The following is a 22613-nucleotide window of genomic DNA, read 5'->3' on the forward strand; positions in this document are numbered from 1 at the left end:
TCGGCTTATTTCAATGCCTTGATGATCTCTACAAAATCCACCGCAACCAGGGATGCGCCTCCTACAAGACCACCATCCACATCGGGGCAGGAAAACAGTTCCTTTGCATTGTTTGCTTTTACGCTTCCGCCGTAAAGGATCGAAATTCCGTCGGCTGCTTCCTGGCCATATTGCTTTGCAATTACAGAGCGGAGGTACGCATGGATCTCCTGGGCCTGTTCGGTAGTAGCTGTTTTGCCCGTTCCAATTGCCCAGATGGGTTCATACGCAATCACTACATTTTTCAGATCTTCGGCAGACAGGTGGAACAAGGATTCCCGCAGTTGCTTTTCTACATACTCATTTTGAGTACCGGCTTCCCGGATGCTTAACGGCTCTCCGCAGCAGAAAATAGGCTTTAAACCGGCACCCAGCAAGAGATCCAGCTTTTCTGAAATATCCAGGTTCGATTCGTTAAAATACTCGCGCCGCTCACTGTGCCCGATGATGCAATACTGGATATTGATGGATTTCAGCATATCTACGGAAACCTCACCGGTATAGGCACCTGATTTTTTATTTGAGCAGTTCTGTGCTGCCACGTAAAAATTCTTCAGGGTATTCACCTTTTCATTAGCCATCATCAGGTACGGAAAAGGAACACCGAAGATCACCAGCTGGTTCTCGGTTGTTTCAATGTTTTCGTCCAGGATATCTTTTAGCAATTGCTGGCCTTCCACATACGTTAAGTTCATTTTCCAGTTAGCCGCTGCTATTTGCTGTCTCATGATTTCTTTGTTTTTGTTTGATTATAAATTAGGGTAATACGTTCTTTTTCTTCTTCTGAGAGTCGTTGTTTTTTGGTTTGCATCCAACGTTCCAGGTGCGTTAACGCTTCAGGCAACCGGTAAGGAGTTGCATCATTGTACCCCCAGGAAAACGAAGGGATCCATTTAGGGCTGAGTCCTTCACCAAAAATATTCGTACAGATACCTGTAACGGTTCCGGAATTAAATGATGTATTGATCGCAGCCTTTGAATAATCGCCCATCAATACCCCGCATTTCATACCCGCCTGGTAATTTCCAGAGGGCAAAGTTATGCGAATATTTCCGGCAGTGTTTTTTAAGTTGCTGTTGCTGGTGCCCGCGCCCAGGTTACACCACCTGCCAATTACCGAATCGCCCAGGTAACCGTCGTGCGCTTTATTTGAAAACGGGAACAATACCGCATTCTTAATCTCTCCGCCTACGGTACAAAAGGCTCCGATGGTGGTACCTCCATAGATGCGGGTACCCATTTTTACCACCGCTCCTTCACCGATAAATACAGGTCCGCGGATGCAGGATCCTTCCATGATCAGTGCGTTCTTTGAAATATATACCGGACCTTCTTCCGCATTAATGATTGAAAACCGTACATCAGCGCCCGGCTCTATGAAAACCTGCGCCGGGTTAACGGCCTGGTTACCTGCGGCCAGCGGTGCCGGTTCCCGTCCCGCTGTAAGCATTGTAAAATCAAAATGCAATAAGCGGGCATTTTTTTCAAAAATATCCCAGCTATAGCTGATAAAATCCCCATTGCTCCCCGGCAATACTTCCAAAGGCGATTTGCCGGAAAAACCGGCTTCCGATACACCATAACCGATAACGGCCCCGTTTTCGAACTGAAGAAAATCTCCGGGGGAAAAAGCGCGCAGCCGGGCAACCAGGGGTGCAGACGGCAGCAGGTTTGCCGGTATAAACCAATCTCCTCCCTGGCAGTGCTTGAGTTCACTGGCCACAATCTGCTCCCAGCGCCGGCGGTTGGTCATCATTCCGCCCGGGAATGCCTCCACGGCGGTGGTCAGACTAAAAGGGAACAATTGCTCTGCCTGGTACTGTTTATGGGTGAAAATAACTGCGCTCATAAATTGAGGTGCCTAAGATAAACAGAAATAAGGGCAAAACAAAACCCCGGTGTTGCCGGGGTTTGTAAAAATATAAAAACAGCACCAATTATTTTTTGGCGTATTTTCTTTTGAACTTGTCGATACGACCAGCAGTATCTACCAGTACGTTCTTACCTGTAAAGAACGGGTGAGAAGTACTTGAAATTTCCAGTTTGATTACCGGGTACTCGTTACCGTCTTCCCATTGAATGGTTTCTTTTGAATTTGCAGTAGAGCGGCTTAAAAAGGTATCGCCGTTACTCATGTCTTTAAAAACTACTAAACGGTAGCTTTCTGGATGGAGCCCTTGTTTCATAATTATATGATTTTTAAGGTTGTACGGATTTTGCCGTACGGTTATGAATAAAATTTGAGGTGCAAAGGTACAATAAATTACTAATTTCCAGTTACTAATTTCTAATTTTCCGGTTTGCGCCGTTAGCTCCGCATATTTTCGATCTGTAGCGGTACGCCCAGATCCCAGCCTTTTGAGGCCTGGATCACACTTTGCAGGTCATCGATCTTTTTGCCGGTAACCCGCACTACGTCCTCGTGAATGGAAGCCTGCACTTTTAATCCGGCATCCTTGATCAGTTTCACGATTTTTTTAGCGTCTTCCTGCTTAATACCGTTGCGTACCTCCACTTCCTTTTTCCATGCCTTTCCAATCTGGCTTCCGTTCTTACTTAAATCAAAGGCTTCCGGAGCAATCCCCTGTTTATGGGCGCGATTTACCAGTACATCCAGTAGTTGCGTCATCTTCATATCATCCTCCGTTTCCACGTTAATTTTAAACGTTTTTTTATCCAGGTCAATCACCACATGGGACCCCTTAAAATCAAAACGGTTGGTAATTTCCTTTTTCACCACATTAACGGCATTATCCAGCGCCTGGGCATCTACTTTACTGGTAAAATCAAAAGAAGGCATATCAGAAGAATTTAGAATATTGAATGTAAAATTTAAAATTACTAAGAACTACGCAAATATCGAATTTACAATATAAAATAAACACATACCCGGGATCCATTACCTGTTATTCCTGTAAACGGTTCATTGGTCGCGTTATTTTTCCTGCAGGCCCCAGTCCATGCGCAACTGCTGATGATAGGGTGAATCAGCCGCTATTTCGTATAACCCTGCTGCGGACCGCTGGCGGAATGCTTCGTAAATACTAACGGCACAGGCCACGCTGATGTTCAATGACTGGATCATTCCCACCTGCGGAACGATGAAATTGCCGTCGGCCAGGTGCCTTATTTCCTCACTAACACCGGCATGTTCATTACCAAATACCAGCGCAATATCCTGCAGGAAATCCAGCTTATATAAGGGCACTGCATCGGAACTCAGGTGGGTCGCAAGCACTTTATCATAACGACTTTTCAAAACCGAAAAGCAGGCTTCCGCATTATCAAACTGGTGTACCGACATCCATTTTGCGGCACCGGAACTGCTCCTGGCGCCCCATTTTTTATGACGGGGTATCTTTGTTGTTAAAATGTACACATCCTGGATCCCTACCGCGTCGCAACTGCGCATCACCGCCGATATATTATGTGGATCAAATACATTTTCGAGTACAATGCCCAGCCCCTGCTGACGCTTGCCGATCACTTTTTCCAGTGTTTCCCTTCGTTCATTGGTCATGAAAACTTCATCTGGTGAAGCGCAAATGTAATTACAAATTGCGGATGCCCGTGTAACGGGCCTGCCGGCGCTTCATCCTCCCAGTAAAAACACCCGGAAATACTTAATAATAATTTAAAACCCAACCTGGTGTAAACATCGATTATTCCCCGTAATTCTGCCGATAAAGTGTTATTATTGTGAGTATACACCTAAAAGATATGCAGAAGGTTATCCCCAGGGACATCAGTTGGCTGGCCTTTAACGGCCGGGTATTGCAGGAAGCCGCAGACCCCACCGTTCCGCTGAATGAGCGGATCAAATTTCTTGGGATCTTTTCCAATAACCGGGATGAATTTTTCAGGGTCCGGATCGCTTCGCTGAAGCGGATGTTGCGGATCGAGTCTAAACTGAATATGCATCCTGAGAAAAATCCAAAAAAGATCCTGGACCAGATCCACCGCCTGATGACCGATCAGCAGGAAGAATTTGAAAGGGTTTGGAAAAATGTGCAGCGCAGTCTCAACAGGAATAAGATCTATTTAAAAACAGGCCCCCAGCTAACCGTAACCCAGAAAAAATTTATCCGGGATTTTTATGAGTCGGAGATCAGCCCGAACATTATTCCCCTGATGATTGAGAATATCAAAAAGTTTCCCGCACTCCGCGATAAGTCTATTTTCCTGGGTGTGGTGATGCGAAAGAGCTTTAACCGGCAAGACCGGAAATATGCGATCATTGAGGTTCCGGTTACGGCTGTTGGACGCTTTATTGAGCTGCCCTCCCGTTCCAGCCAGCACGATATCATGTTGCTGGAAGACGCCATTATTTCCAACCTCCCGGATATTTTCCGCTTCCTGGGCTATGACGAGTTCAGAGCGCATATCTTTAAATTCACCCGGGATGCGGAACTGGACATCGACACGGCCGACAATACTACGATCATTCAAAAACTGGAAACGGGTCTTAAAAACAGGAAGAAAGGTACACCGGTACGCTTTACCTATGACGAGCGTATGGATCCGGACCTGCTGGACTACCTGGTAACACGTATGGGATTTGGTAAACAGGATGCCATCAGCCCCGCAGGCGCCATTCATAACTTTCGTCATTTCATCGACTTCCCGTCGAAAGTATTTAAGAATGTAAGCCGAAGAAAAGAACCGTTTGACCATCCCCTGCTGTTGGAGCAGCGTATTTCGGATGTGATCATGCACCGCGATGTACTGCTGAGTTATCCCTATCATAACTTCACGCCTACCATCGATCTGATCCGCGAAGCTGCTTTTGACCCGGATGTGGTGTCTATCAAGATCACCTGCTACCGCCTGGCTTCACAGTCAAAGATCGTTAATGCCCTCATTAATGCCGTACGTAATGGCAAGGAGGTTACCGTGATGCTGGAATTAAAAGCGCGCTTTGACGAGGAGGCCAATATGGAGTGGAAACAACGGCTGGAGGATGTGGGTGCCACTGTTTTGACGGGCTTTCCCAATATGAAAGTGCATGCCAAATTATGCGTTATTAAAAAACGTAAAGGCTCCCAAATCGAACATTACGGATTTGTAAGTACCGGGAACCTCAATGAAAAAACAGCGCGCATCTATGCCGATCATTGCCTCCTGACCTCCAACAAAAAAATAATGGCCGATATCAACCGGATTTTTGCTTACCTGGAAAATCCGAAATCCAATGAATTGATCTTACAGAAATGCACGACCATTGTGCCCAGTCCATATCTTGTCCGCACCTTCCTGGTAAAACTGATCGATCATGAAATTGCTACGGCCCGGAAAGGGAAAAAAGCGGAGATGATCATTAAAATGAATTCCCTCTCTGACATTGACCTCATTCAGAAACTTTATGAAGCAGCACGAGCGGGTGTGGTGGTCAAACTGATCGTACGCGGTATCTTCTGCATGCTCTCACAAAACAAAAAGTTCAAGCATAAAGTAACGGCCATCAGCATTGTGGACGAATACCTGGAACATGCCCGTGTTTTTGTGTTTCATAATGGCGGAAAGCCCCGCGTCTTCCTTTCGTCGGCCGATTGGATGCTGCGGAATATTGAGCATCGTGTGGAAGCTACCTGCCCTGTTCTGGATCCCCTGTTAAAAGAAGAACTCATTGATATCCTGAATATCCAGCTGAGTGATAATGTAAAAGCGCGGACCCTTGACAATGAACTTAAAAATAAATATGTACATTCGGCATCTAAAAAAGTAAGATCGCAGGAGGCTATCTACCATTACCTCATCAATAAAAAGTATGTATAGTTGAAATTAGCGGCCATCGACATAGGCAGTAACGCCGCCCGTTTGTTGATCACAGATGTGCGGATGATCAAAAAGAATAAACCGGAGTTTATCAAATCGAATCTCATCCGGGTGCCTTTGCGACTGGGTTTTGATGTTTTTGAAACCGGCGAGATCTCCCCGGATAAAACAGCACATATCCTCAGTACCATGAAGGCATATCGTCATCTGCTGGATGCCTATGAAGTGCAACAGGTAAAGGCCTGCGCTACGGCTGCTATGCGTGATGCCCGGAACGGACAACAGATCATTGAACAGGTGGCCCAAGAAACCGGCCTGCAAATTGAGATCATTTCCGGCGACCGGGAAGCCGCCCTGATTTACGAAAGCCATGTAGCCGAAAATTTAACCCAGGAAGCTGCGTATTTGTACATTGATGTAGGCGGCGGAAGTACCGAACTCACCTGCTTTGTAAACGGGGCCATGCATTTCAAACGGTCCTTCAATATCGGAACCATCCGATTGCTGAAACAGCAGGTGGCGGAGGCTCAGTGGGAGGAGATGAAAACCTATATCCGAAGCAATACCCGGAATATAAAAAAGATAACCGGCATCGGATCCGGAGGAAATATCAACAAGATCTTTTCCTTGTCAAAACGCAAGGAAGGGCGGCCGCTTTCGCTGGAGCTGCTCCGCGACTACTATAAGGAATTCAGCAGCATGACGCTCGCCGAACGGATGAGTAATTACAAATTACGGGAAGACCGGGCCGATGTGATCGTACCGGCGCTACTGATTTATATAAATGTACTGAAGTGGGCCGGAGCCGAAGAGATCCTGGTTCCCAAGATCGGGCTGGCAGACGGATTGATCCAGAGTTTGTACGAGGAGATCGTTCAGCAGGAATGAGGTTCGGCGATCGGCTATCAGCGGTCAGCAATCAGCTTTCAGCATTTGATCATCAAATATGAAACGATGCCTGACCTGAAACGTCAAACAAAATAATATCAGTCATCAGGTATGAGCATTCAGCATAAAACAGATCAAACCGGAACTTTTTACCTGAAACATTAAATAAAAAATATGTCCATCAATAAAGAAGTAAAACGCGTAACCACACATACCCTGGCAAAAATGAAAGAGGCCGGCGAAAAGATCGGCATGCTTACGGCTTATGACTTTTCATTTGCCCGCATTATCGACAGCGCAGGTATTGATGTGATCCTGGTAGGTGATTCCGCCTCCAATGTAATGGCGGGCCATGAAACTACATTACCCATTACACTGGACCAGATGATCTACCACGCACAATCGGTGATCCGCGGGGCCAAGCGTTGCCTGGTGGTAGTAGATCTTCCTTTTGGGGCGTATCAGTCCAATTCTGAAATTGCCCTGGCTTCTGCGATCCGCATCATGAAAGAAACCGGCGCGCACGCCGTAAAACTGGAAGGCGGTGAAGAAGTGGTGGAATCCGTTCGCAAGATTGTATCCGCTGGTATCCCGGTAATGGGCCACCTGGGGCTTACTCCCCAGTCTATTTACAAATTTGGTACATATGCAGTGCGCGCAAAGGAAGATGCTGAAGCCAATAAGTTGCGAAAAGATGTGCAGCTTTTACAGGAAGCCGGTTGCTTTTCCATCGTGCTGGAAAAGATACCCGCCCTGCTGGCAAAGGAGGTAACAGAAAGCCTCTACATTCCTACGATCGGCATCGGAGCCGGAAAATATTGCGATGGCCAGGTATTGGTAATGCACGATATGCTGGGGATCAACACCGAATTTAAACCCAAATTTTTAAGGCAGTACCTCAATATATTTGAGCAGGCCACCACTGCTGTGCAGCATTATATTTCCGATGTACGGGCCGGTAATTTCCCCAATGAACAGGAGCAGTACTAGTTTACGATTTCCGGTTCAATGGTTTTACCCGATCCGTAATTTTTCCTCTTCCATATCAATATGATGCAGGAATTTTCTTACGGTTTCTTCATCCAGCCGCTGTTCGCTGCGGTTTTTATCCAGTAACCACCGGCGCTGCTGTTCCAGTACCTCCCGGTAGATCCGGCGTACCGGTTCCGGATAATGTATAGCGCCTTCCGTTTCCAGATCGATCTGCCATTGCCCGGCCAATTGCTGCAGCACGGCACTGTTCTTTAGTTCGCCTGCATATTGCTGCTCCAGATAATTTAAAGATTCCCGGGCGAGACCGGCCCGCAAACATTCCTCGGTTTCCGCTTCCGGAAAATGATCTCCATAATCCCGGAATTTGAGTTTTTTGATGATCACAGGCAGTGTCAGCCCCTGCAGCACCAGCGTTAACAGGATCACCACAAAAGTGATAAACAGGATCAGGTTACGTTTGGGAAAGGGCACATCATTATCAAGTACCACCGGAATGGACAACGCAGCCGCTAATGAAACCACACCCCGCATACCCGTCCAGCCCAGTACCACCGGGGCCTTTAGTCCCGGATGCTTATCCGCTACCGTAATAAACCGGCCGGCGATCTTCGTTACGACAACAGCTCCAAACGCGGCCAGCATCCGGCCAGCAATCAATACGCCCGTTATAAGCAGGCCATAACCGGTAGCCTCATAAAAACCGATACCTTCCTGCTGCAGGCCGGCCGTGATCTCCGGCAAGTCTAACCCGATGAGCATAAATACCAGGCCATTCAACAGGAACACAAAGCTCTGCCATACATTTTCACCCCGCAACCGGGAAGACACTTTTAAAAACCGGTGCCGTTTTGCCGACAAAAACAAACCGCCGCTAACCACTGCCAGTACCCCGGAACTATGTACCTCTTCCGCCGCTATATACATCACATAAGGTGCTACCAGCGTAAGAATGATGTCCATATTTACATCTGTGGGCAGCCATTGATGCGCTTTCATAAAAACAAGTCCCACCAGCAACCCGATGCCGATACCACCAATGATCATCCATGCAAAGCCCAGTGCGGCATCATGCCATATAAACGTTCCTGTACTTACAGCGATAAGGGCAAAACGCAGGATGATCAATGACGACGCATCATTCAACAAACTTTCACCCTCCAGGATAGAAGAAAGCCGTTTGGGCACTTTTACAAATTTTACGATAGCTCCCGCGCTTACGGCATCCGGGGGCGAAACAATACCTCCCAATAAAAAACCCAATGCCAGCGAAAAGCCGGGAATAAAATGGTTGGCAACAAAGGCCACAGACATCGCCGTCAAAAAAACCACTACAAAAGCAAAACTGCTGATCACGCGCCGCCAGCGCCAAAGCTCTTTCCAGGAAATTGCCCAGGCCGCTTCATACAAAAGAGGTGGCAGGAAAATAATAAAGATCAGCTCCGGGTTGATCTTTAGCACAGGAACACCTGGCACAAAACTGATCAGTAACCCGGCCATGACCAGCAATATCGGGTAGGCAACCTTAATGCGGCTGCCCAGCATGATGAGCAAAACAATCAGGATAATTAATACCAGGTAAAATGGAAAATGCTCCAGCATGCGGTTGGTTTTTGAATCATAAAGATAACCAGCCAACGTATTAAATTCAAAAATCCCCGCAACCTTTGGCTGACTTTTCCTCACTTGACGGATTACTTGTGGTATGCCTGAAGGGAAACACCGGTTAGCAGTACATCGCTCATTGGTACACCGATGCATTGCTACCCACGTAAAGTCCGCCCCCCCCGGGATCAAAAAATATTTCCTTATCTTTAATACCCTCTGTAAAAAAGCACCGGGGGCACCACATGATGAAGGAAAAAAAGTTTGAGTTTTCTTATGCCTGGGTTGAAGACTGCCAGGCATTGAGCGAGGAAGATGCCGCTTTATTGCAGCTGGCGCGTAAAACAACCAAAAAGGCTTATGCGCCTTACTCCCAATTTAATGTAGCCTGTGCCGCTAAACTGGCGAATGGCAAAACGGTGGTAGGCTCCAATCAGGAGAATGCATCTTATCCTGTGGGTATTTGTGCGGAAAGAGCACTGCTGGCTACCGTGGGTACCCAATATACGGATGAACCCATTGTAACACTTGCCGTAACCTATCATTCGCAAAACGGAAACAGCAACCGGCCTATATCGCCCTGCGGCATGTGCCGCCAGGCTTTGTCGGAATATGAAAAACGCAGCGGAAGCCCCATCCGTCTTTTACTGGCTGGGATGGAAGGGCCGGTTTACATCATTAATACCATCAGGGACCTGCTGCCGCTTGCCTTCAGTAATGAAGATTTGGGAAGTATTGCTTAAGCGTTGAAAATAGCATGGACATCAGCCGGGAGGCAGTACTTCTGAAAAATAACGGGTAACCGTTACCTGTACAATATGCTTGCCCGGATACCGGCTCTTATACTCCTTGGTAAGGTCCTGCGTTAACCCGATAACGTTATACTGCACCGGGGTAAGCGGAATTTGCTCCTGCCAGCATTCATGGTTCAGGGTCAGTGTCCAGTTTTTAAACGTATATCCTACTTTATAGAGTTGACGGTCACGGGCATATTCCGCCACTTCGTTTGACCGGAAAATAAATCCATTGCCCGTTGCCCCTTGTTTTAAAGAATCCAGCAGCTGCTGGGCTAATGCCCTGCCCTCTTTGGTACGCCCGGCTTTTACCACAACGGCCGTTTTCCACTGATCATTCTCTATACGCCGCCAGCCATAGGCCGTTTCTACCGACCGGGAAAAAACAGCAATATGCAGCACCGGCTTCCCGGGTTCCACACTGCGCATCGTAATCGTCGTATTGCCGGGAGCATACGCAGTTACCAGCACCCGGTTGCCCTGCCAGGCAGCGGTTGCTATGGAAGAATCTGCTGAAGCCAGCACGGCACCCTGCCCTGCGTAGGCCGGCAATGTTAATTGCTTTTCGGTTTCGGCCCACAAAGAAACCGTTTCCCGCTCGGTTGTTTCTGGCAACCTGGTATCATTCTTACTACAGGCCGTAACCAGCAGTGCCAAAAAAATCAAAACAGTAACGCATTGTTTTTTCATAAATGACAGTAGATGATGCCACAAGATAGAAAACAAACGAACAGTATTGTTAGGAGCAAATCAGAAAGTAGTGTTAAAAGCCGCAGGTTTTTGCGGGCCTCTGTGCCAAGGGCAGCGCTGCAATTACATTTTCATAACCAGAAGCAACCGGCTCCGCTTAAGCCGGCACCTGTCTTTATACGGGTGCTTCATGTATTGGATATCCCTGAGCAAACGGCCATCCTGAAACGAAATTTGCAGCAACATCCGGCAACTGAACACTGTTATGCTAAAAACGGCGTTCCAGCTCCACACCTACTTTTCCGGCAAACCCGTCAATTGGAACCGTAAGCTTATACAAGCTCATCCGGAGCACTGAAATGACCGGGAACCGTTCCTTTAATTTTTCAGCCAGCTCGGTAAGGAAGGTCTCCAGCAGCTCGCGTGGCTCCTGCATCTCCGTTTTCACCAGGTAATAAATTTCGGCATAGTTCAGCGTTTCCTCCAGCTTAATGATCACGCCGTCCTCTTTGGGAAAGGAAATGGTCAGGTTCATTTCAAAAGCATTGCCGGTCTTTTTTTCTTCGGCATACAAACCATGCCCTGCAAAGAAACGAAGCTGCTCCAGGTGTATCGTAACGAGTTGTGCCATTTTATTTGTTTTTAGCATCCCTGCCTAAAAGGAAGATGCAATAAGCCGGAAAACCGCTCAGTACGGCACCGGCCCGTTGCTGAACGGCCATCCGTCCTATACATACGATTACCACCGGCAATGCACGTTTAAAATGCCGGAAGTCGTTTAATGAATTCCCTTCTCTCCCAGGTAACGTTCTGCATCCAGTGCGGCCATACATCCGCTTCCCGCTGCCGTTACCGCCTGCCGGTAAATTTTATCCTGCACGTCACCCGACGCAAAAACACCTTCTATATTGGTTTTGGAGGTACCCGGTATGGTTTTAATATAGCCCGCTTCATCCATATCGAGGAAGCCTTTAAAAATATCGGAATTGGGCTGGTGACCAATGGCCACAAAAAAGCCGTTTACAGCAATATCCTGCGTTTCGCCGGTCTGGTTGTTCCTGATCCGAACACCATTAACCGTTTTCTCTCCCAATACTTCCTCTGTTTCCGTATTGAAATAGATCTTGATATTCGGCGTGTTGAACACCCGGTCCTGCATTACTTTCGATGCCCGCATAGCCTCCTTCCGCACCAGCATATGTACGGTGGTACAAAGCTTGGAAAGGTACAGGGCTTCTTCTGCCGCAGTATCGCCGGCGCCTACGATGGCTACCTCTTTTCCTCTGAAGAAGAAACCGTCACAAACCGCACAGGCGCTTACACCAAAACCATTCAGCCGTTCTTCGCTGGAAAGCCCCAGCCATTTTGCAGAAGCACCGGTGGAAATAATCACCGCATCGGCTTCAATCAGTTTTTCATCATCGATCCAAACCTTATGCGGCTGGCTCGAAAAATCGACCTTTGTGGCAATCCCAAAGCGGATATCAGCGCCCATTCTTTTGGCCTGTTTTTCAAAATCGATCATCATTTCCGGTCCCTGGATCCCATCCGGATATCCCGGGTAGTTTTCTACTTCGGTGGTAATGGTCAACTGTCCGCCCGGCTGGATCCCCTGGTATAAAACCGGGTTCAGATTGGCCCGGGAAGCATAAACAGCCGCCGTATAGCCAGCTGGTCCTGAACCTATTATCAAACATTTAACGCGTTCTGCTCCTGTTTCCTGTGTCATATAGATGGTTTATAAAAATATGCCGAATGATTTCGGCATAACACTATTATTCACAAATTTTTATGTTGTATTTATTACAAAAATAAAGGGAAAATGTTTACCGGTGGTAAACGCTTCCCCACAGGAAGCAACAAAGATGTGGATATCCGGATCTTCTCCGGCGCATCATCCCGGGGCGGGCTGATTGTCCGCTATTTTTTAAAACGATGCGCGGCCGTTTTTCTCCGGCTCCGCCAAAAACGGCAGGAACATCATGTAGAAGGTTTTCTGATAAGCCGCAACGGCCTTTTTTTCATTGAGCCGGTCGGTTAATTCGTTATTGGAAAGCCAGAAATCGGCTACGATGAACAGCTGTTTTACCAATGCCGGCCATATTGAGGGCGGCAGATCCGTCCGGAAGATACCGTTTTCGATCAATCGCTGAAAGATCCGGGTAAACTCCCGGGTACGGCGCCTGGTAAGCACCTGGTAGTCTTTTCCAATTCCGGGAATCCGCCACACAATCTCTACAAAATGCAGGAAAATAAACCGGTACCGGTATACCAGCTGAAAAGATCTGGCCGACAAATCAAGTATTGCATTCATTGTAACCGTTGCCGATTGCTGCAACTGTATCAATTCAAGATCAAACGCCCCTGCCAAACGCGCATAAAGCGCCCGGATAATGTCATCTGTATGTTTAAAATGATAATGCAGGTTTCCGGGACTCATATTGAGGTGTGCGGCTATATGCCGGGTAGTGATCGTGCGTATCCCCTGCGTGTTATAGAGCTCCAGGGCGGCCTCCAGTATCCGGTCTTTGGTATCCATGCTCAAATTTAGAACATTTGATCTAATTCTGAAAAATTAGTACATTTGTTCTAAAATAATCATCATGGAAGATCCTGTTGCGGCGGAAGAAAAAAAATCCTTGTACCGGAAGCTGAGAGAAAACATCCTGCCGGTGAAACAAACAGACAGCCCAATGATAAAACTGGGGAAGCACACCGGTTTCGCCATCGTGCTGGTATTACTGACGGTTGTATCTGCAGCAATTATGATTGCGGTATCCTTCGCGTTATAGATGAAACGATTATTGGACCCGTTATTCCTGGGGTACGGCCTGGCCTGGTGGCTGATTCATAGCTTCCGTTGGGCAGGTGCACCCATTCCCTTCCTGAACAGCTATCTCACCGATTTTGTATTTGTGCCATTAGTGGCACACGTGGCCCTGCGGATCATACGGGTCTTTGTTGTGCAAAATGAAACGTACCGGATTCCATGCTCCTATTTAGTTTTTATGGCATTGTATACATCGGTTGTATTTGAAGGGCTCATGCCGGCCATTGCTAAAACCTATACCCGAGATGCGGGCGATGTGCTGGCTTATTTTGCAGGAGCCTTCTTTTATTACGGTATTCATCAGCCGCGGTGGGATTCTGCTTACCGGGAGCCCTGACGCATTTTTTCCCGGTAGGCCCGGTCCAATTCGCTTACCAGCGTATCATACGCCTGCCGGTCGGCGAATAATGCCGGATTGTACGGACTGCCTGGTAAATGCTTCTCCAGGAGCTTAAACTGGCTGGCGTGTGCGGCTACCCAAAGATCAAACGACTGCTTTTTCAAGGCATCCAATGTATAGGCATAATCCTGCGCAATACCCGGATAGGCCGGAATGGCATCCAGCCGCTTTTCCGTAATAATGGTAGGCATATTGGCGATCAAAATCCGGTAGGAGCGGTTATTATCTTTTACCGTGACCAGGAAGCTGCTGGATCCTTTTGTATGGCCCGGGTGGTGCAACAGGATCACATGGGTATTGGCCAGTGTAATGGTATCCCCGTTATGCAATAACCTGTCGGCGGATACCGGCTCAAACTGCACGCCGTATTTGCCCATTTCATAGTCAGACCGGCCGCCATCTGACAATACAGGTGCGTCCTTCGCATTTACCATCATGCGTGCACCGGTTAACCGCTTAATAGCCGCCATGGCACCCACATGATCATAATGTACCTGGGAGGTGAGCAGGATCTTTATATCGTTAAACCGGAAACCTAATGTTTCAATGCTCTTTCTGATCAGAGGTAGTGATCCCGCCAGCCCGGTATTGATGAGTATATTTCCTTTAGAAGTAACAAGCAGGTAGCAGGCCAGGTCGCGGGTGCCTACATAGTACAGGTTACCGGCGATCCGGAAGGGCGGATAAGGCACTGACCATTCTGCCGGAACATCTTTAGGCTCACTGACCCGCTGTGCAGCAATGGGGTTTGTGGTTATAAATAAGAAGCACACAATGCCGATCAGGAACAACGCCTTTCTTTTATTTTTCATTTTTCTTAAACAGGTTTACCATGGAAGACAAAAAGCAGGCCGTAAATCAACTTATTTAACAACCTGCTTTTTCGTTTTATAGCCGCTTTCCGGATCAGGATTTCATCAATCAGCAAACTTTTTCCGTAGGGCATCCAGGCTCGACTGGAAGTTATTACGGCCCGCAGCTGCTGTTTTTGCCGGCTGTTTCTGCTGATTGCCCGCCGGTTTTGTTTTGCCTTCGCCGGCCGCATCTTTCATACTCAGCGAGATCCGCTTCCGCGCGGGATCTACTTCCAACACGGATACCATTACTTTCTGATTCAGCTTTACCACCTCATTAGGATCGCTCACAAATTTATTTGCCAGGTGCGATACATGCACCAATCCATCCTGCTTTACACCTACATCTACAAAAGCTCCGAAATTAGTAATATTGGTTACAATGCCCGGAACCTTCATACCCGGCTTCAGGTCTTCGATTGCAGAAAGCCCCTCTGCAAAACTGAATTCTTCAATCGCCTCCCGCGGATCACGGCCCGGCTTTTCCAGTTCCTTTAAGATATCTTCAATAGTGTATTGTCCAACTGTTTCCGTAACAAAATCCCTGGCCCTGATTCCCTTTCGCAGTTCGGGCTTTGTGATCAATTCGCCCACCGTACAGTTTAAATTACCCGCCATAGCTTCTACCACCGGGTAACTTTCGGGGTGCACTGCCGAATTGTCCAGCGGGTTGAATGCATTAGGGATGCGTAAAAACCCGGCACATTGTTCAAATGCCTTTGGGCCCAGCATCGATACCTTCAGCAATTCTTCCCGGCTTTTGAACGCGCCATTCTTTACCCGGTATTCTACAATATTCTTTGCAGTGGTTGATGTTAAGCCTGATACATACATCAGCAGGTGTTTACTGGCGGTATTTACGTCTACGCCCACATAGTTCACACAGCTTTGCACCACCTGGTCCAGGCTGTCCTTTAACCGGTTCTGGTTTACATCGTGCTGGTACTGACCGACCCCAATGCTTTTGGCATCAATTTTCACCAGCTCACTCAGCGGGTCCAGCAACCGGCGTCCGATGCTGATGGCTCCGCGTACGGTTACATCTTCATCCGGAAATTCTTCCCGAGCCACTTCGCTGGCAGAATAAATGGAAGCACCACTTTCATTCACCATAAAGATGGAGACGGGTTTTCCGAAGTCGATGCTCCTAACCAGTTTTTCCGTTTCCTTACTGGCCGTTCCGTTTCCATAACCAATGGCCTCAATATCGTACTTGCTTGCCAACCGCTTCAGTGCCTCCGTTGCACCGCGCCAGTCATTTTGCGGTGCATGAGGAAATATGGTTTCATATTTAAGAAAAGTGCCGCTTTCATCCAGGCATACCACTTTGCAGCCGGTTCTGAAACCCGGATCAATGGCCAGCACCCGTTTTTGTCCCAGCGGTGAGGCCAGTAACAGCTGCCGCAGATTCTCAGCAAATACGTTGATGGCTTCTTCATCTGCGGAAGTTTTGCTGCTCATCCGAAATTCGGTTTCGATAGCAGGCTTCAGCAACCGCGCATAAGCGTCTTCAACAGCCAATGCGACCTGGCCGCCCGCCGCGCCCGAAGAGGTAACAAATTCGCTTTTTAACGACCCGATGGCTGAATCCTTCTCGATGGAGATATCCATAATCAGGAATCCTTCCTTTTCGCCACGGCGAATGGCCAGGATCCGGTGTGAAGGACATTTTGATAGCGGTTCTTTAAAATCAAAATAATCGCGGTATTTCTGTGCATCGGCCTCTTCTTTTTTTGTGGTCAGCACACGGGATGCCACCATGGATGTTTCTTCAAACATCGATCGCACCAGGGTACGGGCCTGCTCACTTTCTGCCACACGTTCCGCCACAATATCCCGGGCACCCTGCAATGCCTCCGCAATATCCGCAACCTGCTCATTCAGGAATTTCGCGGCCGCTTCCTCAACAGGTGTATTTCCCTGGGCCCATAACAGATCTGCCAGCGGCTCCAATCCTTTTTCAATAGCTATCGAGGCTTTGGTTTTCCGCTTGGGTTTGTAGGGCAGGTAAATATCCTCCAGTTCGGTGGCGTTGATACAGGCATCGATCCGGTTTTTTAATTCAGGCGTTAGCTTTCCCGCCGCCTCGATCGTTTTCAAAACCGTTTCCTTCCGCTTTTCCAATTCGTCATAGTAACGGATCTTATCAATCACATTCCCCACCTGTACTTCGTCCATATTACCGGTGGCCTCTTTCCGGTAACGGCTGATGAAAGGGATGGTAGCCCCTTCCGCATGTAGTTGTCCCACATTGCCTACCTGCTTTAAGGGCAGGTTCAGGTCTGCCGCAATCTGATGTATGTATTTTGTATCCATTTTAAAAATAGTTGGGGTGCAAATGTAAGTGGTGCTGCTAAAGAAACAAAGGGCTGTGCATAACAATCTCCGCTTTTACGGGTTTATCACAGGCTCCTTAACCGCAAGCCATAAAAGCGCCCCGGGGGCACAATGGTTCCTTCCCGGAAATGGTTAAAAAAACGTAAAGATGCTCCCCTCCTAACCACCGGACTTGTCAGATTACATATGTTGCCATATATTTGTCTATAAATTTAGTAGACTAGTGGATAATAAGTAGTTTGCGGAGTGTTTGTTCTGTTAGGGTGAGCCGATTTAATAAACACTTAAAAGCAAAAAAAATGGCGGCATACTCCATCCTGATCAATGTTCCGAAAGCCGCGGACATTATCCTGATACAACTCGTCCGGCTGTTGAAAGAAGCGGTTTATACCCGCAGTGTAAAATGCTCGTCGGGGGCCATTGCCTCCGATCAACAGAGCATTGAATGGAATATTGAAGGCAGTATCAGCTTTCATGATATCTGTAATTTTATCAATGGCATTACCCGTAATATCCATGCGCCCTACCGGTATTCAATCATCAACCGGGACCCGGCCCTGTTGTCCCGGAACTAAAACGCCTCGCAAATGCACCTTAATTTTATTGCACTTGCTGTGCCCCTGTTCCTGTTGTTTATGGCGCTGGAATACCGTTACGCGTTAAAAAAGAATAGGCCCGTTTTTCACTGGAGGGAGTCCATTGCCAATTTGAATGTAGGCATTGCTGAACGGCTTTGCGACCTGCTTACTTCCGGTTCCTTCTTCTTCGTATTTCTGTGGCTCCACCGGCATTATGCCTGGCTGGATATACAGCCCACAGTGCTTACCTGGATCCTTCTTTTTTTGGTAACGGACCTGGTTTGGTACTGGTATCACCGGTTTGGACATGTGGTAAACCTGTTCTGGAGCGCTCATGTGGTACATCATCAAAGCGAAGATTTTAATTACACGGTATCGGCCCGTATCACGGTATTTCAATCGGTGCTGCGCGGGCTTTTCTGGAGCGTGCTGCCGCTGATCGGGTTTCCGCCTCATATGATCACCCTGCTCCTGCTTATCCATGGCGCTTATCCGTTTTTTACGCATACCCAACTTATCGGCAAGCTGGGCTGGCTGGAGTATGTTCTGGTAACCCCCTCTCATCACCGGGTACACCACAGCAGCAATCCTGAATACCTGGACAAAAATTATGGTGATGTACTGATCATCTGGGATAAACTGTTTGGCACTTTTAAAGCGGAAGACCAAACGCCGGTTTACGGACTTACCCAGCCCCTCAACAGTCACAGTTTCCTTTGGCAGCATTTTCATTTTTTTATGGAGCTCTGCATTGCCGTAAAAAGAGCCCCCGGCCTTCTTCATAAAATAAAACTATTATTTGGCAAACCGGATACCGTAGATGCATCGATCCGCCCTGTACTGGAACGGAAATTCCAACGCAAAAAAAAGCCAACAGCCCCTTCCGCTCCATTACTGAAAGCCATTTCCGTGCAAACGGCGTTTACGTTGGCCATCCTGTTCTTTACAATACTGTTCTCTTACTATTTACAGCCCTTGCAATTGCTGATTGCCGCGGTCTTTATTTTTCTTAGTGTTATTGCAACCGGCGCCATGCTGGAACAAAAGCAATGGGTATTTCCGCTGGAATATATTCGCCTGCTGCTGTTATGCCTGTTCCTGTGCGTTACGGTTCCAAACAAATATGTATGGCTGTGCAGTACCAGTCTGCTGCTGGTGCTCCTGCTCTATTACCAAAGTTTAAAAAGCCGTTATTACGCCCTCTACCCTGCATCCTGATTTTTTGATCAGGATCATCATTATGAAACGGAGGCAACCTTTGCTGTATTTCCCCGGTCTGTTTTGCGGGTACTGACTTTTATGCAATCGTACAGGATTTCGCATCCGGATATTGCAAACAGGAAACCAATCGTTTAACCATAAAACAGTAATGATGAAAAAATTTCAATTAGCAGGCTTTTTATTCTTCGCAATGGCGCTGATCTCCTGCAGTACTACCAAAAAAACCGCAAATACCGTTGAAAGAAATGAAGCGGCACAAAAACAACTGGAGCATTTTCCAAAAGAAAAAAAAGGATATAAGCGGTATGTGATCCTCTTATCGGAAAAAGGGGCATCGGAATCAGATCTTAAGCTGGAGCTGATACCGGGTAAGGTACTGCCAACCGACTGTAACACCCGCTCGCTGAATGGCAAAATTGTTGAAAAAGATGTTCAGGGCTGGGGCTATACCTACTATGAATTCTCTTCTAACGGCACGGTGGTATCTACCATGATGGCATGCCCCGATGGTAAAAAAACAGAAAAATTTGTTGGGGCCAAACCAGAGCAACTCCGCTACAACAGCAAACTTCCGGTAGTTGTATTTGTTCCGGACGGCTATGAATTAAAATACCGGATCTGGAACGCGGGTAATACCGCCGATGCGGCGGTAAAATAAGCACGTTTATAAGGCAGTAACCAATATAAAAGCAGCCGTCTCAAATAAAGGGACGGCTGCTTTATGTTATGTCGATTCACAGAAGAATGATACTCCTGAATTGGAAGGTGCGAAAGCGCGATTACTTTTACCCGTTTCTTTTCACTCATTTATTTTCATGGAGCAGTTCGTGGTGAAGACAAACCACACCGGAACTAAACACATGCGTTTTCAGCAACTTTAACGACTGTTTTTGTTGAATACCTTTAAAAACAGGGATGCCTTCACCTAACAATACCGGATTAACGAAAAGCCAGCACTCATCGATCAGGTTTTCGGCCAGCAGGGCATGCGCCGTGGTAGGACTTCCAAATAACAAGATTTCACCAGTGGTTTCTTCTTTCAGTTTACGGATTGCTGCGGCATAATCTTTTCCAATCACCGTTGTATTGGTGAGTGTTGCCGGATCCAGTGTGTTTGACAATACCACCTTATGCGCGCTCTTATACCAGGCAGCATGTTCCTTATCATGTTTACTGGCTCCCGGCTGCTCCGCTGCCGTTGGCCAGTAGCTTTCCATCATCTGAAAGGTAACCCTTCCATACAGCGCCGTGTTGGTTTTTGTGATCCGTTCCGCTCCAAAATCAAAAATCTCCTGATCTACATGGATCCAATCCATTTCCCCTTTTGTACCGGCAGCAAAACCATCGAGCGATGTATGCATGAATAATACGATTCCTGACATATTGATTCTGTTTGAATTTAGGTTGTTAATAAATGCTATTTAAAATGACCGTTTTGTTTGGGATACAAATCTCATAAAAATAATTGGTAATAGCATTGGGCAATTCCGACAAATAGTGGGTATTTCCGACAAATAGCGGTTTGCTGATGATTCAGTAAATTTGTAGTCATCTGAATAGATTATTTCGCCCGTCCGCCAGAATACTACATTACAGCACATCCTATGTATCACAGAAACGCTTGTCAGGGGTTTACATACCCGTATCAGGGTTGCTACCATTAATCAGCGCATGTATTTTTGCTATAGCCTACCGGCATAAAAAGGGCCGCTCGTTTGAGCGGCCCTATCCAGGAAACGAATTAAAAAATTTATTTAACAGAAGGAATCGGCGTTCCGGTACGTCTTTGCAGACTTATCTTTGAATTGTTAAACGCCTTTGCGTAGCCTTCCTGGTCTTCTCTCCGGATCACGGCATTGATTGCATCGTTCTTGTAATCGAAGAACTCATCAACCTCTAAGCGGATATTGAAACCGGCTGTTTTGTTGTACAGGGTCCGGCCGCTTCCCACCGAAAAATCACCATAGATTACATCATTGATCTCCGGCCAGTAATATTTATCCTTTTCCTGACTGTAAACAATACCGTAAGAACCATCATAGTCCATCCGGACTACTGAATAAGGTGATCCCACTTCGGAAACATAAACAGTAATTGCGGTCTCATTCTGAAGGCGGTCATCGTCCCGCCAATGATCCCGTTTGGAACAACTCGCCAAAACAACAACGGCTAAAACCGATACGATTGAAAATGTAAGAATCCGTTTCATGGTAGTTAAAGTTTAATTGTTTATATATTCGTGATTGAATGTCTTTGATATATAGAAGCCAGATCGGTCATAAAAATTGCACGAGGTTTGTTAAAAAACAGATAAAAGCAGCCGGGCTAATTGGGTATAAAATTCCCGGCCTCAAACCTTAAAACTTATCGTAATTTTGCATTTCAATTTTTTACATGAAATCCTTCTTTTTCGCATTGCTTATGCTATCACTTGCGGCTACCATGAACGCTGCGTTTGGCCAGTATCTTGTAGTAGGTACCTATACCCATCAAAACAGCAGCAGTAAAGGCATCTATATTTATGACTTTGATCCGCAAACGGGAGATCTGAAAATCGCCGGTGAAACAGCAACGACAAACCCCTCTTATCAGGTAATAGCAGCCAACCGGCAGTTTGTTTATTCGGTGAATGAAACTCCTGAGGGAGGGATCAGTGCTTTTGCCATTGATCCAAACACCGGCAAACTGACGTTTCTGAACTCCGTAAAAAGCATGGGCGACGATCCCTGTTACCTGGAAATTGACCGGAGCGGTAAATGGCTGTTTGTGTCCAATTATTCCAGCGGCAGCTTTGCCATTTACAATATTCAAAAAGATGGATCGCTCGGCAGCCTTTCGCAGGTAATCAAACATGAGGGCAGCGGACCCGACAGCTCGCGGCAACAGGCCCCCCACGTTCATAGTACAACCATCGCACCCGATAACCGGTTTCTATTCGTGTGCGACCTGGGCACCGATAAAATTGTAACTTATCCTTTCAACGCAACAACCGGCAAAGTGGACACCGTAAAGGCATTTTTTATCCATACAGCACCCGGCGCCGGACCCCGGCATATGGTCATTTCAACCAACAAAAAGTTTGTTTACAATGTAGATGAAATGTTTGGTACGGTAAACGTTTATACCCTCCGCAAAGGAAGGCTGCAACTGTTACAAACGGAAAATGCATTGAACGCTGAAAAGGGAAAAGCCGCGGGCGCAGACATCCATCTTTCCCCCAACGGTCAGTTCCTTTATGTATCCCAACGCAGTAACAGTACTATTGAAGTGTATAAAACAGACCGCAAAACCGGTAAGATCCGTTTTGTGGGCAGCCAGTCTACCAACGGCAACTTCCCCCGGAATTTCACCATTCATCCTTCCGGGCGCTGGCTGATCGCCGCTAACCAGAAAAGCGACAATATCACTGTTTTTAAAATCGATCCCGAAACCGGTATGCCGGAACCTACCGGTAAAGAAATACGAACCGGCATCCCGGTATCCTTAAAATGGGTACTAAAATAGCGCCGCCGACACTGAAGGCAAATCCGGTGCTGTTAAATAGCAGCCAAGCGGAATATGCTCATAAAGTAACGACGTAATGACCAGGCGCCCGACGTTGAAGATGGAGAC

The 22613-nt window shown here is 47.1% G+C and carries 24 protein-coding genes; 10 read left to right on the plus strand and 14 right to left on the minus strand.

Annotated elements, in window-relative coordinates; genetic code table 11:
• Window positions 1-5: 5 nt before the first annotated feature.
• From tpiA to LQ567_RS04400, 5 genes are all read right to left on the minus strand, one after another.
• Window positions 6-767 (minus strand): triose-phosphate isomerase, encoded by a 762-nt coding sequence (tpiA, locus tag LQ567_RS04380; RefSeq protein WP_231002889.1) that lies wholly within the window; start codon window positions 765-767, stop codon window positions 6-8.
• Entirely contained in the window at window positions 764-1888 is a 1125-nt protein-coding gene (locus LQ567_RS04385; RefSeq protein ID WP_231002890.1) for a putative sugar nucleotidyl transferase, read from the minus strand. The genes tpiA and LQ567_RS04385 overlap by 4 nt, the downstream gene beginning before the upstream one ends.
• Window positions 1889-1976: 88 nt before the next feature.
• Window positions 1977-2225 (minus strand): type B 50S ribosomal protein L31, encoded by a 249-nt coding sequence (locus tag LQ567_RS04390; RefSeq protein WP_231002891.1) that lies wholly within the window; start codon window positions 2223-2225, stop codon window positions 1977-1979.
• 122 nt (window positions 2226-2347) lie between these two features.
• Complete coding sequence (locus LQ567_RS04395) at window positions 2348-2839, minus strand: YajQ family cyclic di-GMP-binding protein (protein ID WP_231002892.1); 492 nt, start codon at window positions 2837-2839, stop codon at window positions 2348-2350.
• Between the two features lie 135 nt (window positions 2840-2974).
• Window positions 2975-3559, minus strand: a complete 585-nt coding sequence (locus LQ567_RS04400) for a TrmH family RNA methyltransferase (protein WP_231002893.1) — start codon at window positions 3557-3559, stop codon at window positions 2975-2977.
• 200 nt (window positions 3560-3759) lie between these two features.
• On the opposite strand from LQ567_RS04400, the gene ppk1 reads away from it, so the two are divergent.
• The 3 genes from ppk1 (at window position 3760) to panB (ending at window position 7692) form a co-directional block, all read left to right on the plus strand.
• A complete protein-coding gene (gene ppk1, locus LQ567_RS04405; protein ID WP_231002894.1) occupies window positions 3760-5814 on the plus strand; it encodes a polyphosphate kinase 1 in 2055 nt (684 codons plus the stop codon).
• On the plus strand, window positions 5815-6702 hold the full coding sequence (locus LQ567_RS04410) for a Ppx/GppA phosphatase family protein (RefSeq protein ID WP_231002895.1): 888 nt from the start codon (window positions 5815-5817) through the stop codon (window positions 6700-6702).
• Window positions 6703-6876: 174 nt separating this feature from the next.
• On the plus strand, window positions 6877-7692 hold the full coding sequence (gene panB / locus LQ567_RS04415) for a 3-methyl-2-oxobutanoate hydroxymethyltransferase (protein WP_231002896.1): 816 nt from the start codon (window positions 6877-6879) through the stop codon (window positions 7690-7692).
• Between the two features lie 24 nt (window positions 7693-7716).
• Here the strand turns inward: panB and LQ567_RS04420 are convergent, their stop codons facing one another.
• Complete coding sequence (locus LQ567_RS04420) at window positions 7717-9294, minus strand: Na+/H+ antiporter (protein ID WP_231002897.1); 1578 nt, start codon at window positions 9292-9294, stop codon at window positions 7717-7719.
• A 248-nt stretch (window positions 9295-9542) separates the two neighbouring features.
• Here LQ567_RS04420 and LQ567_RS04425 point away from each other — a divergent pair, with 248 nt between their 5' ends.
• The gene (locus tag LQ567_RS04425) at window positions 9543-10040 is read left to right on the plus strand and encodes a cytidine deaminase (RefSeq protein ID WP_231002898.1); all 498 of its coding nucleotides are present in this window, start codon (window positions 9543-9545) and stop codon (window positions 10038-10040) included.
• Window positions 10041-10061: 21 nt separating this feature from the next.
• Here LQ567_RS04425 and LQ567_RS04430 read toward each other — a convergent pair whose 3' ends face one another.
• From LQ567_RS04430 to LQ567_RS04445, 4 genes are all read right to left on the minus strand, one after another.
• Window positions 10062-10781, minus strand: coding sequence for a hypothetical protein (locus LQ567_RS04430; RefSeq protein ID WP_231002899.1), 720 nt, complete (start codon window positions 10779-10781; stop codon window positions 10062-10064).
• A 268-nt stretch (window positions 10782-11049) separates the two neighbouring features.
• Window positions 11050-11412: a dihydroneopterin aldolase gene (locus LQ567_RS04435; protein WP_231002900.1), complete on the minus strand. Its 363-nt coding sequence runs from the start codon at window positions 11410-11412 to the stop codon at window positions 11050-11052.
• 147 nt (window positions 11413-11559) lie between these two features.
• The gene (gene trxB, locus LQ567_RS04440) at window positions 11560-12510 is read right to left on the minus strand and encodes a thioredoxin-disulfide reductase (RefSeq protein WP_231002901.1); all 951 of its coding nucleotides are present in this window, start codon (window positions 12508-12510) and stop codon (window positions 11560-11562) included.
• 198 nt (window positions 12511-12708) lie between these two features.
• Window positions 12709-13320 (minus strand): TetR/AcrR family transcriptional regulator, encoded by a 612-nt coding sequence (locus LQ567_RS04445; RefSeq protein WP_231002902.1) that lies wholly within the window; start codon window positions 13318-13320, stop codon window positions 12709-12711.
• 64 nt (window positions 13321-13384) lie between these two features.
• Between LQ567_RS04445 and LQ567_RS04450 the strand changes: the two genes are divergently transcribed.
• Window positions 13385-13573, plus strand: coding sequence for a hypothetical protein (locus tag LQ567_RS04450; RefSeq protein ID WP_231002903.1), 189 nt, complete (start codon window positions 13385-13387; stop codon window positions 13571-13573).
• Window positions 13574-13948, plus strand: a complete 375-nt coding sequence (locus LQ567_RS04455) for a hypothetical protein (protein ID WP_231002904.1) — start codon at window positions 13574-13576, stop codon at window positions 13946-13948. It abuts the gene before it with no gap.
• Here the strand turns inward: LQ567_RS04455 and bla are convergent.
• Window positions 13933-14823 (minus strand): subclass B3 metallo-beta-lactamase, encoded by an 891-nt coding sequence (bla, locus tag LQ567_RS04460; protein WP_231002905.1) that lies wholly within the window; start codon window positions 14821-14823, stop codon window positions 13933-13935. The genes LQ567_RS04455 and bla overlap by 16 nt on opposite strands.
• Window positions 14824-14928: 105 nt before the next feature.
• Window positions 14929-17181 (minus strand): Tex family protein, encoded by a 2253-nt coding sequence (locus LQ567_RS04465; protein WP_231002906.1) that lies wholly within the window; start codon window positions 17179-17181, stop codon window positions 14929-14931.
• Window positions 17182-17501: 320 nt separating this feature from the next.
• On the opposite strand from LQ567_RS04465, the gene LQ567_RS04470 reads away from it, so the two are divergent.
• The 3 genes from LQ567_RS04470 (at window position 17502) to eco (ending at window position 19659) form a co-directional block, all read left to right on the plus strand.
• On the plus strand, window positions 17502-17777 hold the full coding sequence (locus LQ567_RS04470; RefSeq protein ID WP_231002907.1) for a hypothetical protein: 276 nt from the start codon (window positions 17502-17504) through the stop codon (window positions 17775-17777).
• A 12-nt stretch (window positions 17778-17789) separates the two neighbouring features.
• Window positions 17790-18998 carry a sterol desaturase family protein gene (locus LQ567_RS04475; RefSeq protein ID WP_231002908.1) on the plus strand — a complete coding sequence of 403 codons (1209 nt, stop codon included), beginning with the start codon at window positions 17790-17792 and terminating at the stop codon, window positions 18996-18998.
• Between the two features lie 151 nt (window positions 18999-19149).
• Window positions 19150-19659, plus strand: a complete 510-nt coding sequence (eco, locus tag LQ567_RS04480; RefSeq protein ID WP_231002909.1) for a serine protease inhibitor ecotin — start codon at window positions 19150-19152, stop codon at window positions 19657-19659.
• Window positions 19660-19804: 145 nt separating this feature from the next.
• Here the strand turns inward: eco and LQ567_RS04485 are convergent, their stop codons facing one another.
• Together LQ567_RS04485 and LQ567_RS04490 are read right to left on the minus strand one after the other, a co-directional pair.
• The gene (locus tag LQ567_RS04485; RefSeq protein WP_231002910.1) at window positions 19805-20383 is read right to left on the minus strand and encodes a dihydrofolate reductase family protein; all 579 of its coding nucleotides are present in this window, start codon (window positions 20381-20383) and stop codon (window positions 19805-19807) included.
• 368 nt (window positions 20384-20751) lie between these two features.
• Window positions 20752-21210 carry a hypothetical protein gene (locus tag LQ567_RS04490; RefSeq protein WP_231002911.1) on the minus strand — a complete coding sequence of 153 codons (459 nt, stop codon included), beginning with the start codon at window positions 21208-21210 and terminating at the stop codon, window positions 20752-20754.
• Between the two features lie 185 nt (window positions 21211-21395).
• Here LQ567_RS04490 and LQ567_RS04495 point away from each other — a divergent pair, with 185 nt between their 5' ends.
• Window positions 21396-22505 carry a lactonase family protein gene (locus LQ567_RS04495; RefSeq protein ID WP_231002912.1) on the plus strand — a complete coding sequence of 370 codons (1110 nt, stop codon included), beginning with the start codon at window positions 21396-21398 and terminating at the stop codon, window positions 22503-22505.
• Window positions 22506-22613: the final 108 nt, after the last annotated feature.

The sequence above is a fragment of the Niabella pedocola genome, from assembly GCF_021044425.1.
In the GTDB taxonomy this organism is placed as follows: Bacteria; Bacteroidota; Bacteroidia; order Chitinophagales; family Chitinophagaceae; genus Niabella; species Niabella pedocola.